23 protein-coding genes and 1 riboswitch are annotated in these 23,745 nt (G+C 69.5%); of the genes, 12 read left to right on the top strand and 11 right to left on the bottom strand.

Annotated elements, in window-relative coordinates; genetic code table 11:
* Positions 1-135: 135 nt before the first annotated feature.
* Positions 136-228: riboswitch (cyclic di-GMP riboswitch) on the top strand.
* 99 nt (positions 229-327) lie between these two features.
* Complete coding sequence (locus ASC76_RS07870) at positions 328-2,025, top strand: GGDEF domain-containing protein (RefSeq protein WP_056464592.1); 1,698 nt, start codon at positions 328-330, stop codon at positions 2,023-2,025.
* Between the two features lie 84 nt (positions 2,026-2,109).
* Positions 2,110-3,837, top strand: coding sequence for a carboxylesterase/lipase family protein (locus ASC76_RS07865; RefSeq protein ID WP_082548897.1), 1,728 nt, complete (start codon positions 2,110-2,112; stop codon positions 3,835-3,837).
* Positions 3,838-3,841: 4 nt separating this feature from the next.
* Here ASC76_RS07865 and maiA read toward each other — a convergent pair whose 3' ends face one another.
* Genes maiA through ASC76_RS07840 form a run of 5 tightly spaced genes read right to left on the bottom strand, consistent with a single transcriptional unit; the run spans position 3,842 to position 8,534 of the window.
* Complete coding sequence (gene maiA / locus ASC76_RS07860) at positions 3,842-4,483, bottom strand: maleylacetoacetate isomerase (RefSeq protein ID WP_056464590.1); 642 nt, start codon at positions 4,481-4,483, stop codon at positions 3,842-3,844.
* Between the two features lie 5 nt (positions 4,484-4,488).
* The gene (locus ASC76_RS07855) at positions 4,489-5,469 is read right to left on the bottom strand and encodes a tripartite tricarboxylate transporter substrate binding protein (RefSeq protein WP_056464588.1); all 981 of its coding nucleotides are present in this window, start codon (positions 5,467-5,469) and stop codon (positions 4,489-4,491) included.
* Between the two features lie 35 nt (positions 5,470-5,504).
* Complete coding sequence (locus ASC76_RS07850; protein ID WP_056464586.1) at positions 5,505-6,212, bottom strand: fumarylacetoacetate hydrolase family protein; 708 nt, start codon at positions 6,210-6,212, stop codon at positions 5,505-5,507.
* A 28-nt stretch (positions 6,213-6,240) separates the two neighbouring features.
* The gene (locus tag ASC76_RS07845) at positions 6,241-7,293 is read right to left on the bottom strand and encodes a cupin domain-containing protein (protein WP_056464584.1); all 1,053 of its coding nucleotides are present in this window, start codon (positions 7,291-7,293) and stop codon (positions 6,241-6,243) included.
* A gap of 41 nt (positions 7,294-7,334) precedes the next feature.
* Positions 7,335-8,534 carry a 3-hydroxybenzoate 6-monooxygenase gene (locus ASC76_RS07840; RefSeq protein WP_056464582.1) on the bottom strand — a complete coding sequence of 400 codons (1,200 nt, stop codon included), beginning with the start codon at positions 8,532-8,534 and terminating at the stop codon, positions 7,335-7,337.
* Positions 8,535-8,638: 104 nt separating this feature from the next.
* On the opposite strand from ASC76_RS07840, the gene ASC76_RS07835 reads away from it, so the two are divergent.
* Positions 8,639-9,544, top strand: coding sequence for a LysR family transcriptional regulator (locus tag ASC76_RS07835; protein ID WP_056467087.1), 906 nt, complete (start codon positions 8,639-8,641; stop codon positions 9,542-9,544).
* A 47-nt stretch (positions 9,545-9,591) separates the two neighbouring features.
* On the opposite strand, the gene ASC76_RS07830 is transcribed toward ASC76_RS07835, so the two are convergent.
* The 4 genes from ASC76_RS07830 to ASC76_RS07815 all read right to left on the bottom strand — a co-directional run bounded on the left by ASC76_RS07830 (position 9,592) and on the right by ASC76_RS07815 (position 13,765).
* On the bottom strand, positions 9,592-10,710 hold the full coding sequence (locus tag ASC76_RS07830; RefSeq protein ID WP_056464580.1) for a hypothetical protein: 1,119 nt from the start codon (positions 10,708-10,710) through the stop codon (positions 9,592-9,594).
* A 101-nt stretch (positions 10,711-10,811) separates the two neighbouring features.
* The gene (locus tag ASC76_RS07825; protein ID WP_082548894.1) at positions 10,812-12,086 is read right to left on the bottom strand and encodes a S41 family peptidase; all 1,275 of its coding nucleotides are present in this window, start codon (positions 12,084-12,086) and stop codon (positions 10,812-10,814) included.
* Between the two features lie 52 nt (positions 12,087-12,138).
* Positions 12,139-12,633 carry a hemerythrin domain-containing protein gene (locus tag ASC76_RS07820; RefSeq protein WP_056464575.1) on the bottom strand — a complete coding sequence of 165 codons (495 nt, stop codon included), beginning with the start codon at positions 12,631-12,633 and terminating at the stop codon, positions 12,139-12,141.
* Between the two features lie 169 nt (positions 12,634-12,802).
* The gene (locus ASC76_RS07815; RefSeq protein WP_056464574.1) at positions 12,803-13,765 is read right to left on the bottom strand and encodes a potassium-tellurite ethidium and proflavin transporter; all 963 of its coding nucleotides are present in this window, start codon (positions 13,763-13,765) and stop codon (positions 12,803-12,805) included.
* Between the two features lie 143 nt (positions 13,766-13,908).
* On the opposite strand from ASC76_RS07815, the gene ASC76_RS07810 reads away from it, so the two are divergent.
* Positions 13,909-15,771, top strand: a complete 1,863-nt coding sequence (locus tag ASC76_RS07810; protein WP_056464572.1) for an ATP-binding protein — start codon at positions 13,909-13,911, stop codon at positions 15,769-15,771.
* On the opposite strand, the gene ASC76_RS07805 is transcribed toward ASC76_RS07810, so the two are convergent.
* Positions 15,698-16,681 (bottom strand): LysR family transcriptional regulator, encoded by a 984-nt coding sequence (locus tag ASC76_RS07805; RefSeq protein WP_082548892.1) that lies wholly within the window; start codon positions 16,679-16,681, stop codon positions 15,698-15,700. The genes ASC76_RS07810 and ASC76_RS07805 overlap by 74 nt on opposite strands.
* Before the next feature lie 95 nt (positions 16,682-16,776).
* Between ASC76_RS07805 and ASC76_RS07800 the strand changes: the two genes are divergently transcribed.
* The 6 genes from ASC76_RS07800 to ASC76_RS07775 all read left to right on the top strand — a co-directional run bounded on the left by ASC76_RS07800 (position 16,777) and on the right by ASC76_RS07775 (position 22,296).
* The gene (locus ASC76_RS07800) at positions 16,777-17,763 is read left to right on the top strand and encodes a 2Fe-2S iron-sulfur cluster-binding protein (RefSeq protein ID WP_056464570.1); all 987 of its coding nucleotides are present in this window, start codon (positions 16,777-16,779) and stop codon (positions 17,761-17,763) included.
* Positions 17,764-17,811: 48 nt separating this feature from the next.
* Entirely contained in the window at positions 17,812-19,080 is a 1,269-nt protein-coding gene (locus ASC76_RS07795) for an aromatic ring-hydroxylating dioxygenase subunit alpha (RefSeq protein ID WP_056464568.1), read from the top strand.
* Positions 19,077-19,559, top strand: a complete 483-nt coding sequence (locus tag ASC76_RS07790) for an aromatic-ring-hydroxylating dioxygenase subunit beta (protein ID WP_056464566.1) — start codon at positions 19,077-19,079, stop codon at positions 19,557-19,559. The genes ASC76_RS07795 and ASC76_RS07790 overlap by 4 nt, the downstream gene beginning before the upstream one ends.
* A 7-nt stretch (positions 19,560-19,566) precedes the next feature.
* Positions 19,567-19,884 carry a non-heme iron oxygenase ferredoxin subunit gene (locus tag ASC76_RS07785; protein WP_056464564.1) on the top strand — a complete coding sequence of 106 codons (318 nt, stop codon included), beginning with the start codon at positions 19,567-19,569 and terminating at the stop codon, positions 19,882-19,884.
* A 73-nt stretch (positions 19,885-19,957) separates the two neighbouring features.
* A complete protein-coding gene (locus tag ASC76_RS07780) occupies positions 19,958-20,335 on the top strand; it encodes a hypothetical protein (RefSeq protein WP_056464562.1) in 378 nt (125 codons plus the stop codon).
* A 59-nt stretch (positions 20,336-20,394) separates the two neighbouring features.
* A complete protein-coding gene (locus ASC76_RS07775; RefSeq protein WP_162247075.1) occupies positions 20,395-22,296 on the top strand; it encodes a PAS domain-containing sensor histidine kinase in 1,902 nt (633 codons plus the stop codon).
* Here ASC76_RS07775 and ASC76_RS07770 read toward each other — a convergent pair whose 3' ends face one another.
* On the bottom strand, positions 22,297-22,983 hold the full coding sequence (locus tag ASC76_RS07770) for a response regulator transcription factor (RefSeq protein WP_056464559.1): 687 nt from the start codon (positions 22,981-22,983) through the stop codon (positions 22,297-22,299).
* Positions 22,984-23,138: 155 nt separating this feature from the next.
* On the opposite strand from ASC76_RS07770, the gene ASC76_RS07765 reads away from it, so the two are divergent.
* Positions 23,139-23,504 (top strand): hypothetical protein, encoded by a 366-nt coding sequence (locus ASC76_RS07765; protein ID WP_056464556.1) that lies wholly within the window; start codon positions 23,139-23,141, stop codon positions 23,502-23,504.
* 21 nt (positions 23,505-23,525) lie between these two features.
* Entirely contained in the window at positions 23,526-23,696 is a 171-nt protein-coding gene (locus ASC76_RS25135; RefSeq protein WP_157615402.1) for a hypothetical protein, read from the top strand.
* The last annotated feature ends 49 nt before the right edge of the window (positions 23,697-23,745 follow it).

The following is a 23,745-nucleotide window of genomic DNA, read 5'->3' as shown; positions in this document are numbered from 1 at the left end:
TCGCGGGCCAGGCGCCGACGCCGATGCCGCCTGCACTCGGGTGACAAATCGCACGGCGGGCGGGATTGTTTCCCGTCCGCTAACCGTTCGACACGCTCCGAGACGCCTGCGCGGCGGGGGCTGCGCTAGCATCGACCTTCGAAAAGGCTCACCCGCGCGAAAGCCGGGGTCGCAAAGTCACCGGTCTTCGAGCGCCAGCCGGCGCGTCATGACAGCGGAACTGCCGAGGCGCCGCAGCCCTGCTGCCCGCCCGTGGTCGACCTGACGTCGACCCGCAGTCCGCGGCGCAGCGACCCTTCCGAATGCGCCTGCCCACGGATGCCGGACATGGAAGACGTCGACGTCTCGATCCCGCTCGCGCCGAGGCCCGTCAATGGGCTTGCCGCCGAGGGCGGTGACCCGCGCGGCGCCCCTGCACCCGGCGACTCGTCCGGGCCTGCGCTCGCCAGCGCATACCGGGCGCTCGACCAGGGCGACGCGCAAACCGCGCGTGGCCTGGCGCAGTCGGTGCTGCTGGCCTCCAAGGCCGGTGGCGACCTGCGCGCCGAAGCCCAGGCGCTGGCCTGCCTGGCCCACTGCGACCGCGTCGCGCAGCGCTTGCGGCGCGCCACCGAGGCGAGCCGCCGGGCGGCCGACATCTTCCGCCGCATCGGCGACAACGCCGGCGAGAGCGCGTCGCTCAATACCTTCGCGCACGCGACGATGCTGCTCGGCCAGACCGACGAATCGCTGGAGGCCGCGCTGTTGTCGGTCCAGCTGTGCGGCGTCGACGGCGCGACCGCGTCGTCGGTCCTGGCGTTCAACTGCCTGGGCATGTCCTATTGCTGGAGCGGCATGTTCGACAAGGCCGCCGCATCGCTCGACACGGCGGTGCTGCTGGCCGCCCGCTGCGAGCCGCCGATGAGCGCGTACCAGCCCAAGCTGAACCAGTTGTTCGTCGAGTCGATGCGGCTCGTCAACGAGCGCTACCAGACGACCGCGATGCCGGCCCTCACGCGCATGAGCCAGCTGGTGCGCGAGTGTCGCCAGCTCGAGCGCTCGGACGAGGAACTCAAGTTCATGCCCGGCATGCTGCCGATGGCGCGGACGATCTCGCTGGCGATGAAGCTGCTGTGGGCGGCCTGGCAGCGCGACGATGAGAACGCGCGGATCTACGCCGAGCGCGCGCTGGGGTCGCTCGGCGGCGCCGTGACCTGGCTCGACGCGCTGGTGCACTGGGGCCTGGCGGAGTTCGCGTGGATGCGCGCGGACTGGGCGAGCGCGGAAGTCGCGCTCGACGAGATGAAGTCCTGTGCGGTGTCGGTCGAGCACGAGAAGCTCGCCTGCCTGGCGCACCTGCTGCTGGTGCAGGTGTACGAGATGCAGGGCCGCACCGACATGGCGATGCTCGAGGGGCGCGCGCTCCGCTCCCGCGAGCACCGCATCGCCCGCGAGAGCATCCACAGCCGCGAAGTGCGCGTGAAGGCGCAACTCGGTGCGCGGCAGAGCGAGCGCCACCTCGAGCAGGCGCTCGAGGCCTCGCGGCGCTTCGAACGCTGGTCGCTCGAGGACGCGCTGACCGGCATCGCGAACCGGCGCGCGTTCGAGCTCGCGCTGGCCGATCGGCTGCCCGGTGCGGTCGCCGACTTCCGGCCGTTGACGGTCGCGATGATCGACATCGATCATTTCAAGTCGGTCAACGATGGCCACTCGCATCAGGTCGGCGACCGCGTGCTGAAGGCGGTCGCGCAGCTGCTGGTGACGAGCGTGCGCGAGCGCGACATCGCCGCGCGGCTGGCCGGCGACGAGTTCATCGTGCTGCTGAACGACGCCGACCAGGCGACGGCCGCCGAGATCGTCGCGCGCATCCAGCACGCCGTCGCAGAGTTCGAGTGGGACGCGATCTCGCCGGGCTTGGCGGTGTCGCTGAGCATCGGGCTCAGCCAGGCCGTGGCCGACGACACCGTCGAGACGCTGGTGCACCGCAGCGACCGCTCGATGTATTCGGACAAGGCGCGCCCGCGCTGGGTGCCCACGCGGCTCTGACGCGCTTGCCCTTTCGAGGGTTTGTCCGATTTTGGCGTTTGGGCCTTGACCCTTACCGTCCATCCTCTCGTCGGAGGCCCCCTCATGCGCAAACTCACGTTCCTCTTCACCTCGGTCGCCTGCGTCTGGCAGTTCGGGCTGCCGGCGGCAGCGGCCGACTCCGCCGTCGAGCGCCAGACCCGCTACGGCACGGTCGTCGGCGTCGACGATTCGGCCGGCAGCGGCACCTACGCCTGGAAGGGCGTGCCGTTCGCGAAGCCGCCGGTCGGCGACTTGCGCTGGAAGGCGCCGGTCGATCCGGACGACTGGAAGGCGCCGCGATCGGCCACTCGGTTCGGCAACGCCTGCGTCCAATACGGGCGCATCTACGGCCCGGGCGCCAACAACCGCTACGACCCGACCATCGGCGCGACGCTGAACCAGGCCGTCGGCAGCGAGGACTGCCTGTACCTGAACATCTGGCGCCCGGCCGACCGGCGCGGCAACCGGCCGGTGATCGTCTTCGTGCACGGCGGCAGCAACGTCTCGGGCTACACCGCCGACCCGGTCTATGACGGCGCGGCGCTCGCCAGGGCGGCCGACGCGGTCGTCGTCTCGGTCAACTACCGGCTCGGCATCTTCGGCTTCCTGAACGTGCCGCAGTTGAAGACCGGTTTCGACGTGGCCGGCGATTCCGGCAACTTCGCGCTGCTCGACATCGTCAAGGCGCTGCAGTTCATCCAGCACGACATCGCCAAGTTCGGCGGCAACCCGACCAACGTGACGCTGATGGGCCAGTCGGCCGGCGCGATCAACGTCTACGCGCTGCTGACCACGCCGGCCACCATCGACGCGCGGCCGCGCCTGATCCACCGCGCCGCGCCGCTGAGCGGCGGCATCTCGCTGGCGAGCAACCTGCCACCGGGCCGCCTGCCGACGCTGAACCCGGCCTCGTTTTACCTGACCCAGGGCAACCAGCTGCTCTACGCGCTGGCGATCGCCGACGGCCACGCCACCGATGCGGCAAGCGCCGCCGCGTGGGTCGCGAGCCAGCCCGCGGCGCAGGTCGCCGCCTACCTGCGCAGCAAGACGCCGTCGACGCTGCTGCTGACGCTGCTGACCAAGCTGGCCGGGCTCGGTCTCGCGGGCTCCGGCCCGATCCCGGACGGCAGCTACCTGCCGACCGACCCGATCGGCGCGATCAACGCCGGCAACTACCTGCGCGTGCCGGTCATGGCCGGCAACACGCGTGACGAAGGCAAGCTGTTCCCGACCTTCCTGACGCTGCTCGGCGGGCCGAGCGGGCGGCTGGTCACCGACAAGCAGCTGTTCGACATCCAGTACGCCTACGCGCCGGACGCGGCGCCGCAGATCTCGATCCAGCAGTGGATCCCGGGTGCCTACCTTCCGGTGACCACACCCGTGACCGGCTTCACCGCGAAGACCGAGCTGCTGAACCAGCTGTTCCTGGTCGCCGGCGCCAACAACGCGCTGACGGCGCTGAAGTCGCAGCAGAACGAGGTCTGGTACTACCGCTTCGACTGGGACCAGGAGCCGGCCCCGTTCAACGACATCTACGGCGCCGCGCACGCGTTCGACCTGCCGTTCCTGTTCGGCACGTTCGGGCCGTCGCTGTTCTCGAACGTGGTCAATTCCACCGCCAACCGGCCGGGCCGGCTCGCGCTTTCGCAGGCGATGATGGCGAGCCTGGCCGCGTTCGCGCGCACCGGCGACCCCAACGCGCCGGCGACGCTGGGCGTCACCTGGCCCGCGTACCCGTCGAAGCTGATCTTCGACGCGACGCCGACCGCGACGGCGATCTCGGTGGAGTGAGGCGTCAGCCTGCGTCGGGCTGAACGCTCGGCGCGGCGCGCCGGAACGCGTCGAGTTCACCGCAGGCGGCGTCGATCGCCATCAGGCGCGGCCAGCGGGTGAGGTCGACCTTGAAGCGGCGCGCGCTCTCGATCTGCGGCACGAGGTAGGCGTCGGCCACGGTCGGCGTGTCGCCGAAGCTGAACCGGCCCGGCGCGCCGCGCGCCGCCAGCAGCGCCTCGTACGCGTCGAAGCCGTCGCCGATCCAGGTCTGGCACCAGGCATCGACCGCGGCGTCGTCGGCGCCGAAGCGGTGGCGCAGCGCCTCGAGGATGCGGCGGTTGTTGACCGGGTGGATGTCGCAGCCGACGACCGCCGCCAGCGCCCGCACATGGGCGCGGTCGTCGAGATCGGCCGGCAGCAGCGGCGGCGCGGGGTGCCGCTCCTCGAGCCACTCGATGATCGCGGGCGACTGCACCAGCGTCTTGCCGTCGTCGCGCACCAGCGCCGGCACCAGTGCCTGCGGATTGACCGCGCGGAACGCGGGCCGAAGGTGCTCCTCGGTCCGCAGGTTCACCGCGATGTAGTCGCAGGCCAGGCCCTTGAGGTTCAGCACGATGCGCAGCCGGTGCGAGGTGCCGCTGCGGAAGAAGTTGTACAGCTCCATGGCTTTCACTCCAGGCTGATGCTCTTGCGCTTGACGAGTTCGGCGTAGATGCGCGCCTTCGCGGCGGCCTCGCTCATGATCTGCTCCGGCCCCCAGCCGACGTTCTCGAACGCGAAGGTGTCGAAGCGCGCCTTGGCGTCGGGCTCGGCCAGCGCCTTGCGCACGTCGGCGTCGATCTTGTCGCGCACCGCCGCCGGCACGCCGCGCGGCGCCACCAGCACGACGAACGAGTTGACCGCCAGCGATGCGGGGCCGCCGGCCTCCGCCATCGTCGGCACCTCGGGCAGCTGCGGGATGCGCTTCGGTGCCGCCACCGCGACATAGCGGATCTTGCCGGCCTTGTACGCGCCCTGGCTCGACGGAATGCTCGCGAAGCTCCAGCCCACGTCGCCCGAGCCGACCGACGTGAACAGCTGCGAGACCTCGCGGAACGGCACGTGCTGCATCTCGGCGCCGGTCAGCATCTCCATCTGCTCGCCGCCCAGGTGGCCCGGGCTGCCGATGCCCCACGAGCCGTAGCTGACCGGGCCGGTCTTCGCCGCGGCGACCAGGTCGGCGACGGTCTTGATCTTCGAGTCGGCCGGCACCGCGACCAGGAACGGCGTGCGAAACAGCGACGCCACCGGCTCGAACACCTTCAGCGTCTCGAAGCCCTTCGACTTGTAGAGGTAGGGCAGCGCGGCGAGGTGTTCGCTGTCGAGCTGCAGCAGCGTGTAGCCGTCGGCCGGCGCGCGGCGCACCGCGTCGATCGCGATGAAGCCGCCGCCGCCGGGCTTGTTCTCGACCAGCACGCGCTGGTTCCAGGCCTTGCCGAGCTTCTCGGCGACGATGCGCAGCACCGCGTCCGGGCCGCTGCCCGGCGCGAACGCGGTGACGATCGTCACGGGCCTGGCTGGGAAGGGCTCGGCTGCCTGCGCGGCGGTGCCGAGCGCGGCCATCAGCGCGGTCAGCAGCAACGTGCGGCGATGGGTCGAGGTGCAGGTCATGGAGTCTCCGGTCGTTCTTGTGGTGGGGTGACGCATCACTCGGCCGCGCCGATGTGCAGGCGGATCTCGCCGACGCCGTCGATGTGGCCGTCGATGCGGTCCCCCGCGATGACCGGGCCGACGCCTTCCGGCGTGCCGGTGAAGATCAGGTCGCCGGTCTGAAGATGATAGAAGCGCGACAGGTCGGCGATGACTTCGCGGATGTTCCAGATCAGCATGGCCACGTCGGACTGCTGGCGCGGCTGGCCATTGACGGTCAGCGCGAGCGCGCCGCGCTCCAGCACCACGCCGGGCATCGGCACGATCTCGGAGACGACCGACGAGTCCTCCACGTCCTTGCCCAGGTCCCACGGGCGGCCCTGGTCGCGGGCGACGAGTTGCAGGTCGCGGCGGGTCATGTCCAGGCCGCAGGCGTAGCCGTAGATCAGCTTGTCCGCGTCCTCGACCGGCACGTTGAAGCCCGGCACGCCGATCACGACGACCAGCTCCATCTCATGGTGGAAGTTCGCGGTCTGCGGCGGGTAGGCGACCGTGGCGCCCGACTCGACCAGCGTCTGCGGCGCCTTGGTGAAATAGAAGAGCTTCGCGCTGGCCTTGTCGACCGGCTTGCCCATCTCGACCGCGTGCGCGTGGTAGTTGCGGCCGACGAAGAACAGGCGGTTGATCGGCGCGCGCTCGGTGCGACCGCGCACCGGCAGTGAGCGAACCGGGGGCGGGGTCCAGAGGTAGGACGTGGTGGTCATGGGGTCTCCAGGGGAAGGATGTGATCGGTCAGCCCCGCATCTCGTAGATGCCGAGCTTGCGGTGCAGCGGCGACTCGTCCGCGATGAACAGGAACGAGGGCCGGTCGGCGGCTGCGTTGGTCAGCGTCACCGCGGCATAGCCCGGCGCGCAGCAGGTGTCGGCCTCGGCCAGGCGGAAGGCCTGCGGCGCCGTCGCCTCGATCGAGACATCGACGCTGCCCTCGATCAGGTGGAACACGCTGGCCGGCGAGCGCGCCGGCAGGCGCAGCGTCTGGCCGGGGCGCAGCATCAGCGCCGAGTAGCCGAGCACGTTCTGCGCGTCGGCGCCGGTCTCGGGGTTGACGTAGGCGACCTGCACTGCGTCGAGCGCGGGATCGTCGGTGGCGAGTGTTTCCAGCGTCGCGCGCACGTCGGTCCAGGGGTAGCGCAACATCGGATAGGGCTTGCTGCCGCGCTGGAACACCGGCATCGGCACGACGCCGCCGCGCGCGTGGGCGCGGTCGCCGCTGCCGGCGCGCGTCTGCTGGCGCTGGCCGTCGACGTGGTAGCTGGCCTCGAGGTAGAACATCAGCGGCAGGTCCAGCACATCGAGCCACACGACCGGCGCGCTACCGTCGTGGCCGTGCTCGTGCCACAGGCCGGTCGGCGTGAGGATCAGGTCGCCGCGCCGCATCACGCACTTCTCGCCGTCGACCGTGGTCCACGCGCCTTCGCCCTCGACGACCATGCGGACCGCGTTCGGCGTGTGACGGTGGGAGGGCGCCCACTCGCCCGGCAGCAGCAGCTGCATGCCGAGGTAGATCGCGGCACTGGCCTGCATCTTCTCGAGGCCGTGGCCGGGGTTGGCGAGCACGAGCACGCGGCGCTCCGCCTTCTCGATCGGCGTCAGCTCGCCGGCCTTCAACAGCAGCGGCTTCAGCCCTTCATAGGACCAGTGCGTCGCACGCGTGGCCGGGCGCGGCGTGCCGGCCGGCATCACCGCGCGCAGGTTCGGCCACAGCGGCACGAGGTTCTGCTGCGCCAGCGCCGCGCGGTAGTCGGCGGGCAGGTCTTCCATGCGGCCGAGTGCGTTGTCGCTCATGAGGTCGTCTCCTTCGTGTGTCGTCGAATTCAGTGCGCGGTTCAGTGGGCCAGGCAGGTCGCGACCGACCAGCCGTACAGCCACTCCATCGCATCGTAGAAGCGTTCCGGCGAGCGTCCGGCCCACAGCTCGTTGCGCACCAGGCGCTCGACGCCCTTGGCGTGGAAGATGCGGCCCATCTCGCGCGCCGACAGCACCACCCGCGCGGTGCGCGCGACACGCGAGCGCTGGTACAGCGCAAACGCCTTGCCGAAATCGTCGTCGGTGGCGCGCAGCGCTTCGCCGAGCGTGACGGCATCCTCCAGCGCCATGCAGGCGCCCTGGGCGAGGTACTGCAGCGTCGGGTGCGCGGCGTCGCCGAGCAGCACCGCGCGGCCGTGGGTCCACTGCGCGATCGGCTCGCGGTCGGCGGTGGCCCAGCGCTTCCAGTCGCGCGGCAGGTCGATCAGCTGGCGCGCCTTCGGGCAGAGGCCCTCGAAGTAGCTCTGGACTTCCTCGCGGCTGCCTTCGCGCACGCTCCACTCCTCGCGCTCGCGGCTGTGGAAGGTGACGACGACGTTGTACTGCTCGCCGCCGCGCAGCGGGTAGTGCACCAGGTGGCAGTTCGGGCCGACCCAGATGCTCGCCGCGTTCCATTGCAGGTCGGCCGGAAAGTCGGCCCGGTCGATCACCGCGCGATAGACCACGTGGCCCGAGACGCGCGCGTCGTCGCCCACGTACTGGCGCCGCACCGCGGACTTGACGCCGTCCGCGCCGATCAGCGCGAGACCGCGGTGGGTGCGGCCCTGCGTGTCGTGCACCGTCACGCTGTCGTCGTCCTGCTCGACGCGCTGCACCGTCGTCGAAGTCAGCACGCGGATGCGGTCGTCGGCCTGCGCGCCTTCGAGCAGCGCGCCGTGCACGTCGGCGCGGTGGATCACCGCGTACGGGTTGCCGAAGCGGGCACGGAATGCCTCGCCGGTCGGGATGCGGCCGACGCAGGTCTCGTCGATCGCGTCGTGCATCACCATCTCGTCGGTGTAGACGGCGCGGCTGCGCGCCAGCGGGCCGACACCGAGTGCGTCGAGCGCGGCGAACGCGTTCGGGCCGAACTGGATGCCGGCGCCGATCTCGCCCAGCTGCGCGGCCTGCTCGAGGATCGTGACGTCGAAGCCGCGCCGCGTCAGCGCCAGCGCTGCCGCGACCCCGCCGATGCCGCCGCCCGCGACGATGACCGGTAGCCGCCTTGCCGTCGTGCCCATGTCAGTTGTCTCCTGTGCTTTGGCGGGCAGTGTCGGCAATACGGGCCATCTCGTAAATGCGTGATGTGATATACCTTTCATATCGTTTGTTTATGATGAAGGCCATGGCCAAGCTCGACATCGACTGGCTGCACGTGTTCGTCGAGATCTACAAGACGCAGAGCGTCACCCGCGCCGCGGAGCGGCTCGGCATGGCGCAGGCCCATGCCAGCGTCGTGCTGGCCAAGCTGCGCACGCACTTCAACGACCAGCTTTTCAGCCGCACCTCGCACGGCATGGAGCCCACGCCGTTCGCGCGTCAGATCTACGCCGACGTGGCCGAGTCCCTGGACAAGCTGGCCAGCCTGAGCGGTTCGCGCGCCGGCTTCGACCCGGCCACCGCGCAGCGCGAGTTCCGCATCGGGATGACCGACATCAGCGAGATCGTGGCGCTGCCGATCCTGACCAACTACCTGCAGCGCCATGCGCCCGGCGTCACGGTCGAGGCCGAACGCACCTCGCCCGACAGCCCGCGCCGCCTCGAGGCCGGCGAGGTCGACCTGGCGGTCGGCTTCATGCCGCATCTGGAGGCGGGCTTCTACCAGCAGACGCTGTTCGAGCAGAACTTCGTCTGCCTGGCCGCCGAGCACCACCCGCGCGTGCGCAGCCGGCCGAACAAGCGCGCGTTCCTGGCCGAATCGCACATCGTCGTGACGACCTCCGGCACCGGTCACGCGATCGTCGACAAGGTGATGGCCGAGCACGGCTACGAACGCCGGGTGGCGCTGAAGGTGCCGAGCTTCCTCGGCGTGGCGCGGATCGTCGCGCAGACCGAGCTGCTGGTGATCGTGCCGCGCCGCCTCGGCGAGGCGCTGGCGCAGCAGGAGCGCGTGCGCGCCTATGCGCCACCGTTGCCGCTGCCGACGTTCGCGGTCAAGCAGCACTGGCACGAGCGCTTCCACGCCGACGCCGGCAACGCCTGGCTGCGGCGCACGCTGGTCGATCTGCTGGGCGGGAAGGCGCTGCGCTGAGCGCGCGCACGGCGCGCGCACGGCGCGCGCCCGTTTTCGCCGCGGCGTCAGTTGGCGGCCAGGCCGGCACCGCCGGACGGCAGCGCGCCGGCGCCCAGCGTGGTCAGGCTGCCGTCGTACTCGACGCGGAACGAGACCACCTGCAGGCTGCGCGGCGCCAGCGCGAACAGCCGCCGCCCGTCGGCCGAGACCGCCAGGTCGAGCGCGCCGGCATTCGCGCCGGTGCTGCCGGCCACCGCGCTGGCGAGCGCCAGCTGGCCGGTGCGCGCGATGCTGTAGCTGCTGACCGTGCTGCTGCCGGCGTTGGCCGTGAACGCGTACTTGCCGTTCGGCGTCACGGCGACCCAGCACGCGGCCTGCTGCGTGTTCGGCACCGAGGCGCTGACCAGCAGCGGCGTCGCCGAGCCGTCGGCGTAGCGGTACGACGAGGCCGCGCTGCCCGGCGCCTCGGAGACGATCAGGTGATCGCGGCGATCGAACGCGAAGCCGAACGGCGTCGCGCCGGCCGACGCGGTCGTGACGACCGCGCCGAGCGTCCCGTCGCGCCGCACCGGGAAGCTGGTGATCCGGTTGGTGTTCTTCTCGGTGACGACGAGCACGTCGCCGCCCGCGCCGAAGCCGACCTGCGCCGGCCCGGTGCCGCCGGCGGCGGACAGCCCGCGCGCGCCGTTGGCGATCGGCTGCAGTTGCCCCTGCAGGTTGCGAAAGCCCGCCACGTTGCCGGCCCCGCCGGCGTTGAGCACATAGACGGTGCCGTCGCTCTCGGTCACGCTGATCGGCGTGAGGCCCCCGGAATCGACGACGGACGCGAGCGCGACGCCATCGTGGCGGATCGCGAAGGTCGAGACCGTGTGGCTCGCGGCGTTGACGACGAAGGCGTGGCGGCCGTCGCTGCTCAGCGCGACGGCGCCTTGCGAGCCGAGGCCCGCGCCGGTGCCCTGGCCGCTGGTCGCGACCCGCGCGACGAGTGCCAGGTCGCCGCGCTGGGCGGGCGCGTACACCAGCAACTCGTTGCCGGCGGTGGCGTTGGTGCTGGTGAAGACCTTGCCTTCGCGGAACGACGGGGCGCCTTGCGCGAAGGCGGGCGACGCGGCGGCGAGCGCGAGCGCCAGTCCGCCGAGCTGGAAGGCGAAGCGGCGGCGCGGGGACGTGGATCGATCGTTCATGTGAGCTCCTGGTGACATTGAAGTGCGGTGGGGCGCGCCTCGTTCAGCCGGCGCGGGCTGGTGTGTCGCGCACCGGCCCGCCGACTTACGTCACGGGGAGATCACATTTGCGGCAGGGGCCGCGCGCGCCGGGCAGGCGCCGAGAGCCAGCGCAGGGCGGCCTGAACGAACGGGTCCGTTGGCGGGCCTGCGCGCGCCACGTCGACGGGCACCGCCGGCTGGAACGACTCGCGCGGCGTGCCGTCCACGTGATAGAGCCGCTCGGTCGGCAGGTTGATGCCGATGCCGGTGTGCGGCAGCACGACGTGATCGGTGGCGCCGAGCAGGCCGGCCATGGCGGTGCCGACGACCGTGCCGGTACGCGTCGCGTCGAAGCCGATCGCGAGGCCCTCGCCCATGCTGCCGGTCCAGTGCCCCACGAGCACGACCACGGGCTTCCTGTACGGCGCCTGACCGCGCGGCGAGACCAGCTCGAGCCAGCTGCGTCGCACGCCTGTCTCGCGCTCTTCCGACGGCAGCAGGTGACGCTGGTACGGCAGGTCGCGTGCGACGAAGCGGCCGAGGATGGCGCGGGCGACGGTGGAGTTGCCGCCGCTCGGCGTATCCCGCAGGTCGACGATCAGCGCGCGGGCGTCCCGCAGACCGTCGAGTGCCGCGTCGAATGCGGCGATGGCGGCGTCGTCGCCGAGCGAGTCGTTCAGTCGCACGTGTCCGACTCGGCCGGGCAGGCGCGCGACGGTGACCGGCGCCGCGGGCCGTGTGCCGAACTGATCCCGCGCGGGCAACTCGACGGTCCGGATGGCGTCGCCGCGCCGCAGCTGCAAGGGTCGCGCCGCGCCGTGCCGCCCGGCCAGGACGGACCGCAGCGCCCAGCCGCGTGCCGCTGCGACCGAATGCGGATAGGTGCGGCCGAGGCGCGCCTCGACGGCCGTGTCGATCGGCGTGGCACCCAGGCGCAGCACCACGTCGCCGGGCCGGATGCCGGCGCGCTCGGCGTCGGAGCCGGCGCGCACGTCCGTGATGACCGCGGCGCGGCCGCGCCAGACCGCCCACAGGTCGGCGCCCGAGGGCACCAGGCGGAACGATGCGGCGAGGTTGGTGTTGAGCTGCGCGTGCGGGTCGTACAACTCGTCCAGCATGTTCTCGAGCAGCGCGACGAGGTCGTCGCGCGTCGACAGGTGCGCGAGTGCAACCTGGTAGCGCCGTGGCACGTCGGCCCAGGTCGTCGCCTTCGCATCGAAGTACGCGTAGCGATCGGCAGCGGCACGCCAGGCCGCATCGAAATCCTGCTGCAGTTGCGCCGTCGTCTGCGCGTGCAGCCAGAGCGGCGCGGCAACGCCAAAGCCCAACAGCAGGGTACGGAAACGTCGTGTCATCGAGCGGCTCCTTCACGGTGCCCGAAGGCTACCGTGAACGGCCGCTCGCGGCTCAGCGGCCGGCCATCAGCTCGTTCTTGCGCGCCATCATCCGGTCACGCAGGTCGACCATGTCGAGCCGCGTCTTCTGCGCCTTCGGGAACATCTCGTTCTGCTCTTCCTTGACGTGGTGCTTGACGAACTCGCCCATCACGCGAACGCGGGCGTCGTACATCTCGCCGTCGGGCTCGACGCCCTCGACCTGCGCGATCAGGTCCTTGACCGACGCGTGCTCGACGTTGGCCTCGGGCACCAGTTCCTTGTCCTTCAGTGCAGCCTTCACGGCCGGGTAGAAGATCTCCTCCTCGAGCGTGGTGTGAACGGTCAGTTCGGTGCAGATCTCGGCGACGATGGCCTTCTTGCGTGTTGCCGCGCGCGTCTTCTCGAACTGCTCGAACAGGTCGGACACCTTCTTGTGGTCCGCCTTCAGCATGGCGATGGCGTCCTTGGGTTGCGCGGTGCTGCGCGTGGTGCTGCGTTTCGCCGGGGCTTTCTTTGCGGTGGCCATGCGGTCTTCCTTGTGAGTGAGTGGTGCGCCATTCTTCGGGCGAGGCGCCGGCGCTCCCATCGGAAGAACTCTGCGCGGCCTGTAGGAGGTCAACCGGAGCGGCCATCTGCGGCCGGCATCGCGCTGCTGGAGAAGGAGCGCGTTTCGAGGAATCTGCCGGCGCTGCCGGTCAGCGTGCTGGAGCAGGCCTGAGCCGCATCAGAAGGTCCCGCGTCGACGCGAGCATGAGCGTGAGGATCACGACGTTGGCGAACACGAAGGTGGCGATGCCCAGCTGCCGCGCGGCGGGTACGCCCGCGAGCGCCAGCTTGCAGCCGACGACGGCCGACGACGCGATGCCGAAGGTATAGCTCCAGTACGACGTCGACCAGGGCTCGGCCATCAGCCAGCGCAGCACCCGCAGCCCGATCAGCATCTGGAACACCGCCCAGCCCCACAGCATCAGCACCGCGCCCTGCGTTGCGTTCGGATCGACCTGCAGCCAGGCGACCGCGGTGACCACGGCCGGGGCGAACTGGATCCCGGTGGCAGGGCGCGCCGACACGGTCGGCGCCGCGCGCCACAGCTGCTGGAGCATCAGGGACTCCAGCGCCAGCCACGCGAAGACACCGGCGCCCAGGAACAGGTAACCCCAGTCCGCGTGACCATAGGCGCCCAGCATGCCCGCGCTCGTCAGGTTGCCGCCGACCGACGGCAGGTACAGGGTCGGAACGAAATGCGTCGGCTCGCGACCGCCACGCCACACCCCTCCCGCATGCCAGAGCGCGAAGCCCAGGTGCCAGGCCAGCCCGGCCGCGCCGATCCAGGCGCCTGCGACGGGCGCGTCGGCGTGCAGTGTCGTCGCGACGAGCAGCGTCGAGATGCCCACGAGGGCGGGGGTGGCGCCGGCCACCGGGTGCAGGAATTCGGCGCGGGTCGCGTCGATCCTCCGCCACGCCTGGACCGCGTAGAAGATCAGCAACAGGGCCCAGGTGGCGACCGCGATGGCCAACAACCCCTGGCCGATCACTGCCGGCATGCCCCACAGCGGGTTGGCGAGGCGCCAGGCCTGCGACAGCCCGTTGAGGCCGAGCACGGTCCCGAACGCGGAGGCGGCCAGGTAACTCGGGTTCTTCGGAGGGGCCGCGGTCATGGTCTGTCAAATCCTACAGGGGTTTCCAGGCCGGTCTTCGGGCGCCGCGGCAGGGCGCACCGCGGCACGGGTGAGCGAGGCGTTGCGCCCTGGCGACGCCGGCGCGATGATCCACGCCGCGCGACGGCGTTGGAGTGTCCGACATGAACTCGCCTGCGGTCGAATCGGAGTCCGACGTGGATTTCACGCTGGACCAGGATGTGCTCGCCGAACGGCGCGCCAGCGGCGCCCGTCGCGTGCACACCGTGCAAGTGCCCCTGCTGCGAGTGGCAGGCTTCGGCATCCTGTGCGCGATCGCGTTGGCGCAGGACCTGCGGGCCGGCGCCGCGATCACATCGCCCGCGCTGCTGGCGCTGGTCGGCTTGAACCTGTTCTACGCGGCATTCTCGTGGCGGCTGCTGCGGCGCCATTGGCGGCTCGACGCGCGGGTCGACCTGAGCTTCCTGCTGTTCCACCTGGACCTGCTGGTCTGGCTGCCCAACCTGCATCACCTGGAAGCCGGGAACCTGTTCTTCGCCTACTTCCTGCTGGTGCGCGTCATCGACCAGGTCGGCTTCGGCTTTCGCCGCGCGCTGTACTTCGCGCACGCGGTCGCGCTGGTCTACGTGCTGTATGGCGCGGCGTCGTCGGTGCTGGAGCCGGACCGCGTCGCGCTGGCCGATCGCCTGGCCATCGCCGCCATCATGTACCTGCTGGGGCTGTACTTCGCCGCCACCGGCCTGGTCACGGAGCGGCTGCGCAACCGCAATCGCGAGGCGATCCGGGCCGCGCGAACGCTGGTCGATCGCCTCGAGCAGAAGGCCATCGCGCTGGAGCAGCAGAAGCTCGAGCTGGACGCGGCGCGTCGCGACGCCGAGCAGGCCAATCGCGCCAAGTCGGAGTTCCTGGCCGTCACGAGCCACGAGATCCGCACGCCGATGAACGGCGTGCTCGGAGCGGCCGAACTGCTGATCGCGACGCCACTGTCGACCGAGCAGCAGAGCTACGTGCGCATCGCCCACCGGTCCGCGACGGCACTGCTGCGCCTGATCGACGACGTGCTCGACATCTCGCGCATCGAAGCCGGCAAGTTCACGTTGACGCCGTCCGAGGTCGATCTGCGTTCGCTGGTCGATGAAGCCGTGGAACTGGTGGCGATCAGCGTCAGGGACAAGGCTGTCCGCGTCAGCAGCGAGGTCTCGCCGCGGCTGGCGCCACGCGTGGTCACCGACCCCTTGCGACTGCGTCAGCTGCTCGTCAACCTGCTGCACAACGCCGGCAAGTTCACCGAGCGCGGCAGCGTGCGCCTGAGCGTGACGGTGCTGAGCGAATCGGACAACACGCAACAGGTCCGGTTCTCGGTGCGCGACACCGGGACCGGTATCGCGCCGGAGCAGCTCGAATCGATCTTCAACGCCTTCATGCAGGTCGACTCGTCGAGCACGCGTCGTCATGGCGGCAGCGGTCTCGGGCTGGCCATCGTCAAGGAACTGGCCGCGCTGATGAAAGGGCGGGTGCACGTGGATAGCCGGCTCGGCGTCGGCTCCCACTTCTATGTGGATCTGCCGTTGCAGCGCGGCTCGGGCACGGCGGTGCGGCCGCCCGTCACGGAGCCGCCCGACGACGCCCTGCCGGTGGCGGTGCTGGTGGCCGACGACGACCCGATCAATCAACTGGTCGTCGCCGAGATGCTCCGCAAACTGGGCTGCGAAGTGGACGTGGTGGACCACGGTGAAGCCGCGGCCCGCGCCGTCCTGGCCGGCGCCTACGACATCGTGTTCATGGACTGCCACATGCCGACGCTGGACGGCTTCGCGGCCACGCGCCGCATCCGCGCCGAGGAGTCAGCCGCCGGCTCGCCGCTGGTCATCGTCGCGCTCACGGCCGATTCGCTCCCGAGCGACCGTCAGCGGTGTCTCGATGCGGGCATGAACGATTTCCTGACCAAGCCGGTCAGCAGTTCCCAGCTGTCGGCGACGATCGAGCGGTGGACGGGACGGCGAACCCAGCCTGCCACGCAGTGGTAGCGGGCGCCTCGCTGCCGAACAGGTCGAACACCACGTCGCGGAGCCAGCGATTGGCGGGCGAGCGGTGGTACTTCGCATGCCAGAAGACGTTGATGGCGACGTCGGGCAGCTTGGCCGGATGGGGAACCTTGGCCAGGCCGAAAGGCTCGACCAGCCGATCCGCCAGACGTTCGGGCACGGTGGCGATCAGGTCGGACCCGCGCAGGATGTGTCCCACGCTGACATAGTGGGGCACGGTCAGCTGGATCTTGCGCTCCACACCGCTGCGCAACAGCAGTTCGTCGACCTTGCCGTGACCGGTGCCGGCGGAGATCACGACCAGGTGCTCGGCATTCGAGAACTCGGCCAGCGAGATCCTTCTCTTGTCGAGGCGGTGCCCCCGTCGCATCAGGCAGACGTAGCTCTGGCTGAACAGCCGACGCTGGAAGAACCCCGCCTTGAGTTGCGGCAGCAGCCCGAGGGCCAGATCGATCTTGCCGGACTCGAGCTCGTCGCGCAGGTTGATCGCGGCATTGCGCATCGTGCTGAGCGTCACGCCCGGCGCGTCGCGCCGGAGTCGATCCATCAGGGCAGGCAGGAAGTAGATCTCGCCGATGTCGGTCATGCCGATCGTGAACGCGCGCTTCGCCGTGGCGGGCTCGAAGGTCGTCCGCTGGTTGACGCCGCTGTGGATCATGGCGAGCGCATAACTCACCGACTCGGCGAGCTGATCGGCGAACGGCGTCGGCTCCATGCCTTTCGGCGTTCGCAGGAACAGGTCGTCGCCGAAGATCCTGCGCATCTTCGCCAGCGAATTGCTCACGGCGGGCTGCGAGATGCCGAGGTTGTCCGCCACCTTCGAGACCCGCCGTTCGATGAGCAACTGGTTGAAGACGACCAGCAGGTTCAGATCGAGCTGGTGAAGTTCCACAGGGCCTCCTCGGCGTCTCTCTCATCATTCTGAGTGATACGCCTTATATCTTGAATCCCATTGGCTGATCGGACGCCGGTGACGATCATCGCGCCATGGAGCTGCTGATCCAACCCCTGCGGAAGGTCCTCGACGTCGAACCCGGCGCGAATCTGCTCGACGCCTTGCGCAACGCGCAGGTGCCGATGTCGTACAGCTGCATGGCGGGACGCTGCGGAACCTGCCGGTGCCGGGTGGTCGCGGGAGAGGTGCTGGATTCGGGCGGAACGCAACAGAACCCGCTGGATGGTCAGGACTCGTACGTGCTGGCCTGTCAGACGTTCCTGACCGAGCCGTGCACGATCGAGATTCCCGAACCGGACGAGGTCGTCGTTCACCCCGCCCGCATCATCAAGGCGACCGTGACGGCGGTCGAGACCTTGACGCACGACATCAAGCGCGTGGTGTTGAAGCCCGCCAAGCCACTCGAGTTCTCGCCCGGTCAGTACGCGCAACTCCAGTTCACGCCGGCGCACATCCGACCGTACTCGATGGCCGGGACCGACGCCGATTCGAGCCTGGAGTTCCATGTCCGCGTGGTGCCGGGCGGCCGGGTGTCCGGATACGTCGCGAACGACCTCAAGCCCGGTGATGCGGTGCGCGTCAGCGGGCCGCTCGGCAGCGCGTACCTGCGCACCAGGCATGACGGGCCGGTCTTGTGCGTCGCGGGCGGGACCGGCCTGGCACCGATCCTTTCCATCGTGCGCGGCGCCATCGCACAGGGCATGCCGAACCCGATCCATCTCTACTTCGGCGTGCGGGCGCCCCGCGACGCCTACGGGCTGGACTGGCTGGCCGAGGTCGCCCGCAGACACCCCGCGTTCAAGCTGCACGTCGTCGTCACGTCCGGCGGCGATCCGCGCGAGCAGCGTTGCGGCCTGGTGACCGAGGCGATCGAACAGGACCTTGGAAATCTGGACGGCTGGCGCGCGTATCTGTGCGGCTCGCCGCCGATGGTCGAGGCCGCCTCCGTCCTGGTGCGGCACAAGGGCATCGACCCGGCGCGGATCCACGCCGACGCCTTCTACACGCAATCGAACTGATCGAGAGAAGGCCGAGGCCGACCGACGACGACCATCAAGGAGACCCGCATGAGCGATACGTCGACCGTCTTTCCGACGGCAGCGCACTGGGAGAGCGAGGGAACGTCCCGCATCCCGTTCCTGACCTACACGAGCGACGCGCTGTACAAGCGCGAGCTCGAGCGCTTCTTCTACAGGAACCACTGGTGCTACGTCGGCCTGGAAGCCGAGGTGCCGAACCCGGGCGACTTCAAGCGAACGGTGGTCGGCGAGCGTTCCGTCATCATGACGCGCGACGGGGAGGGCGGCATCAGCGTCGTCGAGAACGTCTGTGCGCACCGCGGCATGCGCTTCTGCCGCGAGCGCCACGGCAACCGGAAGGAATTCGTCTGTCCCTACCACCAGTGGAGCTACACGCTGCAGGGCGACCTGCAGGGCGTGCCGTTCCGCCGCGGCGTCAAGCAGGACGGGCAGGTGCACGGCGGCATGCCCGCCGATTTCAAGACCGGCGAGCACGGCCTGACCAAGCTCAAGGTCGCGACGCGCGGGGGCGTCGTCTTCGCGTCGTTCGATCAGCAGGTCGAGTCCCTCGAGGATTTCCTCGGCCCGACCATCCTCGGTTACTTCGATCGCCTGTTCAACGGCCGCCAGCTGAAGATCCTCGGCTACAACCGCCAGCGCATCCCGGGCAACTGGAAGCTGATGCAGGAGAACATCAAGGACCCGTACCACCCCGGGCTGCTGCACACCTGGTTCGTCACCTTCGGCCTCTGGCGCGCCGACAACAAGTCCCAGCTGCGCATGGACGACAGGCACCGCCATGCGGCGATGATCTCGACGCGCGGCACCTCGGGCAAGGCCGACCAGGTCACGCAGGTATCGAGCTTCAAGGAGAGCATGCAGCTCAACGACCCGAGCTTCCTGGACATCGTGCCCGAGCCCTGGTGGGGCGGCCCGACGGCGGTGATGACGACCATCTTCCCGAGCGTGATCCTGCAGCAGCAGGTCAACAGCGTCTCGACGCGCCACATCCAGCCGACCGGTCACGGCAGCTTCGATTTCGTCTGGACGCATTTCGGCTTCGACGACGACACCGACGAGATGACGCAGCGCCGCCTGCGCCAGGCCAACCTGTTCGGCCCGGCGGGCTTCGTCTCGGCCGACGACGGCGAGGTCATCGAGTTCTCGCAGCAGGCCTTCGAGTCCAAGCCGTTCCACCGCACGCTGGCCGAACTCGGCGGACGCGAGGTGGAAGACACCGAGCACATGGTCACCGAAACGCTGATCCGCGGCATGTACCGCTACTGGCGCGATGTGATGGAGAGGCCCGAGGCATGAGTGCGAACCTGAACTTCGAGGACTGGCTGGCCCTCACCCAGCTCTACGCCGACTACGCCAGCGCCGTCGACTCCGGCGACTGGGACCTGTGGCCCGAGTTCTTCACCGAGCAGTGCGTCTACCGGCTCCAGCCGCGCGAGAACCACGAACGCGGCTTCCCGCTGGCGACGCTGTCGTTCACCAGCAAGGGCATGCTGAAGGACAGGATCTACGGCATCAAGGAGACGCTGTTCCACGATCCCTACTACCAACGCCACATCGTCGGCACGCCGGTCGTGCGCGCCGTCGAGGACGGCCGCATCCGGTGCGAGGCGAACTACGCGGTGTTGCGCACCAAGCTGTCGGATGCGTCGACGGTGTTCAACGTCGGCCGCTACCTCGACACCGTCGTGCGCACCCCCGCCGGGCTCAAGTTCGCGTCGCGCGAGTGCATCTACGACAGCGAAATGATCCCGAATTCGATCATCTACCCGATCTGAGGCCCTCATGAGCACTACCGCCTGGGTGGACGTCCTGTCCGCCGACGACCTGCCCACCGACGACGTGCTCGGCGTCGTCGTCGCGGGCCGCGACATCGCGCTCTACACCGTCGGCGACGCGGTCTACGCCACCGACAACATCTGCACGCATGGCCAGGCGCGGCTGTGCGACGGCTTCCTCGACGGCCACGAGATCGAATGCCCGTTGCACCAGGGCAAGTTCGATGTGCGCGATGGCCGGCCCACCTGCGCGCCTGTCACCGCGGCACTGCGGAGCTACCCGGTCAAGGTCGACGGGCAGCGCGTGTACCTCCAGATCGACTGACGAGGGCCCGCGGACAGCGACGACCTTGACGCCGCTCAAAAGAGCACGACCCGGGAGCGCGCATCCTGCGGGCATGAGTTCAAACCCCCACACCGATAGCGCGACCACCCAGGCGGTGGTCTGGATCGACCACCACCACGCGACCTTCCTGCGCGTCGATCGCTCCGTCCAGCCCGTCCACGTGAAGGCGCACGTGCACCCGACGGCCCAGCACGGCTCGGACGTGCGCGCCGAGCATGAGTTCTTCGCGGCCGTGTGCGCGCAGATGGAGCCGATCGATGCCGTGCTCGTCACCGGCTCGAAGACCGTGCTCGCCGACCTGCGCCACTATGTCGAGAAGCATCGGCCGACCACGGCCCGCCGCATCGCTGCTTACGAGGTCGTCGATCACCCGACAGACAACCAGCTCGCCGCTTTCGGCCGCGAGTTCTTCGAGCGCCAGGCCCCCTAGACTTGGTCCATGACGAGCGAAGAGTCCAGCGCATGAACCGGGTTCCGGACGACGGGCCCGTGGAGAGCCCCCGAGGCATCACTTCGGAGTACGTGCGGCGCATCGCCGATCGCACGCCGTCGTTGCTGGCCTATTGGGGGTCGGATCTGCGTTGCCGATTCGCGAACCGGGCCTATTCGATCTGGTTCGGCGTCGATCCCGACCAGATGATCGGCGCACGCATCGACGAACTGCTCGGCCCGGCGCTGTTCGCGCTGAACTGGCCGTACATCTCCAAGGCGTTGCAGGGCGAGGAGCAACGCTTCGAGCGCGTGGTGCCCGGCAAGGACGGGGTCCAGCGTCACAGCCTGGCGCACTACATCCCCGACGTCGTGAATGGCCGGGTCGAGGGCTTCGTCGTCGAGGTCACGGAAACGACGCCGCTGAAGGCCGCCGAGGCCGCGTTGCGCGCCAGCGAGCATCGGTTCAAGGCCCTCGTGACCTCCTTGCCCCTCGGCGTCTACGAGATCGACGCCGCCGGACACCGCGTCTTCACCAACGCGCGCTGGCGCGCGATCTACGGGGTCGACGGCCTGGCCGCGAGCGGGTCTGACGACTGGGTCGAGACGCTGCACGAGGACGACCGGGCCGCGGTGCTGAAGGCGCGCGAGCGGAGCTTTCTGCACCGCGTGCCCTTCGACATGGAGTTCCGCATCCGCCGCCGCGACGGCGCGATCCGAACCGTTCATTCCCTCGGGCAGCCGTTGTGGAACGACGACGGGTCGCCCGCCGGCTTCGTCGGCGCCGCCGATGACGTCACCGAGCGACGGAACGCCGAATCGCGGCTGCGCTCGAGCGAGTTGCTGCTCGAGCGCACCGGACGGCTGGCCGGCGTGGGGGGCTGGGAGGCCGACCTTCGTTCCGGCGAAGTCATCTGGTCGGAACAGACCCGGACGATCCATGAAGTCGCCCCTGCATACCGCCCGACGCTGCAGGCCGCCGTCGCGTTCTTCGCGCCCGAGGCCCGCCCGGTGATCCAGGCGGCGATCGATGCGGCGATCGCTTCCGGCACGCCGTGGGACCTGGAGTTGCCCTTCATCTCCGCGACCGGGCGGTCGTTGTGGGTGAGGAGCCTGGGGGAAGTCGAGTTCGAGCAAGGCGTTCCGGTGCGGTTGACCGGCGCATTCAAGGACGTCTCCCAGCGTCGTGAGCAGGAATCGAAGCTGCTCGTCGAGCGCGAAGCGCGCACGCGCAGCGAACGCCATGCGCTGGAACTCGACCGACTGCTCGCCGAACGCAGCGAGATCCTCGAGGTGCTGGCCCACGAAGTCCGGCAACCGTTGAACAACGCGTCGGCCGCCCTGCAAAGCGCGGCCGCGGTCTTGAAGCGCAGCGGCGACGCGCCGGCGTCGGAGCCGCTCGCGCGAGCGCGCGCGGTCCTGGGCACGGTGCTGGCCAGCATCGACAACACCCTGGCCGTCGCCTCGCTGCTGGCCCGGTCCGAGTCCATCCACCGCGTGGACACCGACGTCGATGTGCTGCTGCGATTGACCGTGGCCGACATGCCCGCCGAAGCGCAGGCGCGGGTGTCGATCGAACGGCCGCCCGGCATCTCCACCGCCCCGCTGGACCTCGGCCTGATGCGCCTGGCGCTGGGCAACCTGCTGCGCAATGCGCTGCGGTACAGCGCGTCCGACCGACCGGTCACGGTGCGGCTCTGCGATGTGGACGAGCCGTTGGCGTTGGCGATCGACGTGTCGGACCACGGGCCCGGTCTTGCACCCGGCTCGGTGCCGACGCTTTTCGATCGGTCCAAGCAAAGGCAGGCCCATGCGCGGCAAGACCCGCACGGGTTCGGCCTCGGCCTGTACATCGTCAAGCGGGTGATGGACCTCCATGGCGGGCAGGTGGCGTTGACCCGCAATGGCACCGACGGGGCGACGCTGCGACTGCTGCTGCCGCTGGTGCCGGACGAAGGTTGATCAGCAGAGCTTGAGCGGCACGGCGAACACGTAGCCCACCTTGGACTTCGACTGCAGCGGCATCGCCACGGACACCGCGCGTTCGACCCGCCTTCGCAGCCTGTAGATCGTCGCATTCAGGTCGACCTCGGCCACCGTGCCCGAGACATCGGCGAGTCGGCTGCAGATCGCGGCTCGCGACACCACGTCCCCGTTCGCCGCCGCGAACATCTGCATCAGCGTGAAGTCCCAGTCGCTCAGGTTGACGCGCTCGCCGGTGGGGGCCGCCAGTTGCCTCGACTTGACGTGCAGCAGCCAGGCCTGGGCCGCGGTCGAGGACTCCGCGATGCGCCGTTGCACGGCGTCGATCGCCACATCGATCTGCTCGAACTGCACCGGCTTGGTGAGGTACATGTCGGCGCCGCCGCCGAGCGCGTCCCTGAACGCGTCCGGTGCGACCTTGCCTGAAACCACCAGCACGCCGGCCGCGGTCCGGCGTCGCAGCAGCCCGATGGTCGTCATGCCGTCGAGCCCCGGCAGCATCAGGTCCACCAGATAGAAGCCGTAGTCGAATGCCCTGGGGTTCGTCAGCAGGTCGTTGCTGTCGCCGAACACGGCGACCTCGATGCCGCGTCCCCGCAAATGCTCGGCCAGGAACGCGGCGTAGTCCAGATCATCGTCAACGAGCGCGAGTGTTTTGGGGAGCATGTTCGGGTCCGGGATCGCTTGGCATTGGAACACCAGGCCCCGCGGCAAGGAAGGGTCGGCCGATCGCGGCGGCGAGGTTCACAACACGTGACATACTTCACTTATTGATCATTTCAAGCATTGATCGATCATAAAATGCTCCAGCCTCAGGAAGAATGACCGACATCTGCTTCAAGGCCCGCGGATCCGCTGCGCGCCTTCAATCGAAAGACTCCTACCTTCAACCGCTCTTCCAGGGGAACCGCATGAATGTTGCACTGACGATCGACCACGCGCGCCACGTCGAGATGTTCGACTGCATCGCTTCGATGATCGGCAATCTGGCCGCGCTGTCCAATCCGATGTCGACCACCGAACTGAACGCGCGCATGGACGGCGGAACGGTGTTCCGGTTGACGACCGCCGTGGGCCTCGCCGGCCCCCTCGGCATCATGGTCCAGGGGGTGCAGCCGGACGGCTCGGTCTTCGACGTCGTGAACATCGACGCGCCACCGCGCGACTGGCCCTTTCATTTCAACTGAACGACGCGTCGCGGGTGTGAGATGGACCCCAAGAAAGCCGACTGGTGCAGGCTGTTCGCCGAGCACCTGCTCGCCAGCGGCGCGACCGACGTCGAGTCGGCGGCGCGAATGGCGTTCGGCATCTACCCGAGCGCGCAGCTGCTGACGCCCCAGGAGACCGTTCAGGTCCTGCTGGGCACCGACAACCGTTAGGGCACCTTCATCAACCCGCACGGCGCGAAGGGCGGGCCACCCGGGAAAG

Origin of the sequence: Rhizobacter sp. Root404 (assembly GCF_001425865.1) — a bacterium.
GTDB lineage: Bacteria > Pseudomonadota > Gammaproteobacteria > Burkholderiales > Burkholderiaceae_C > LMDS01.
The sequence above is the reverse complement of the archived record's forward strand: the minus strand, read 5'-3'. Positions and strand labels throughout refer to the sequence as shown.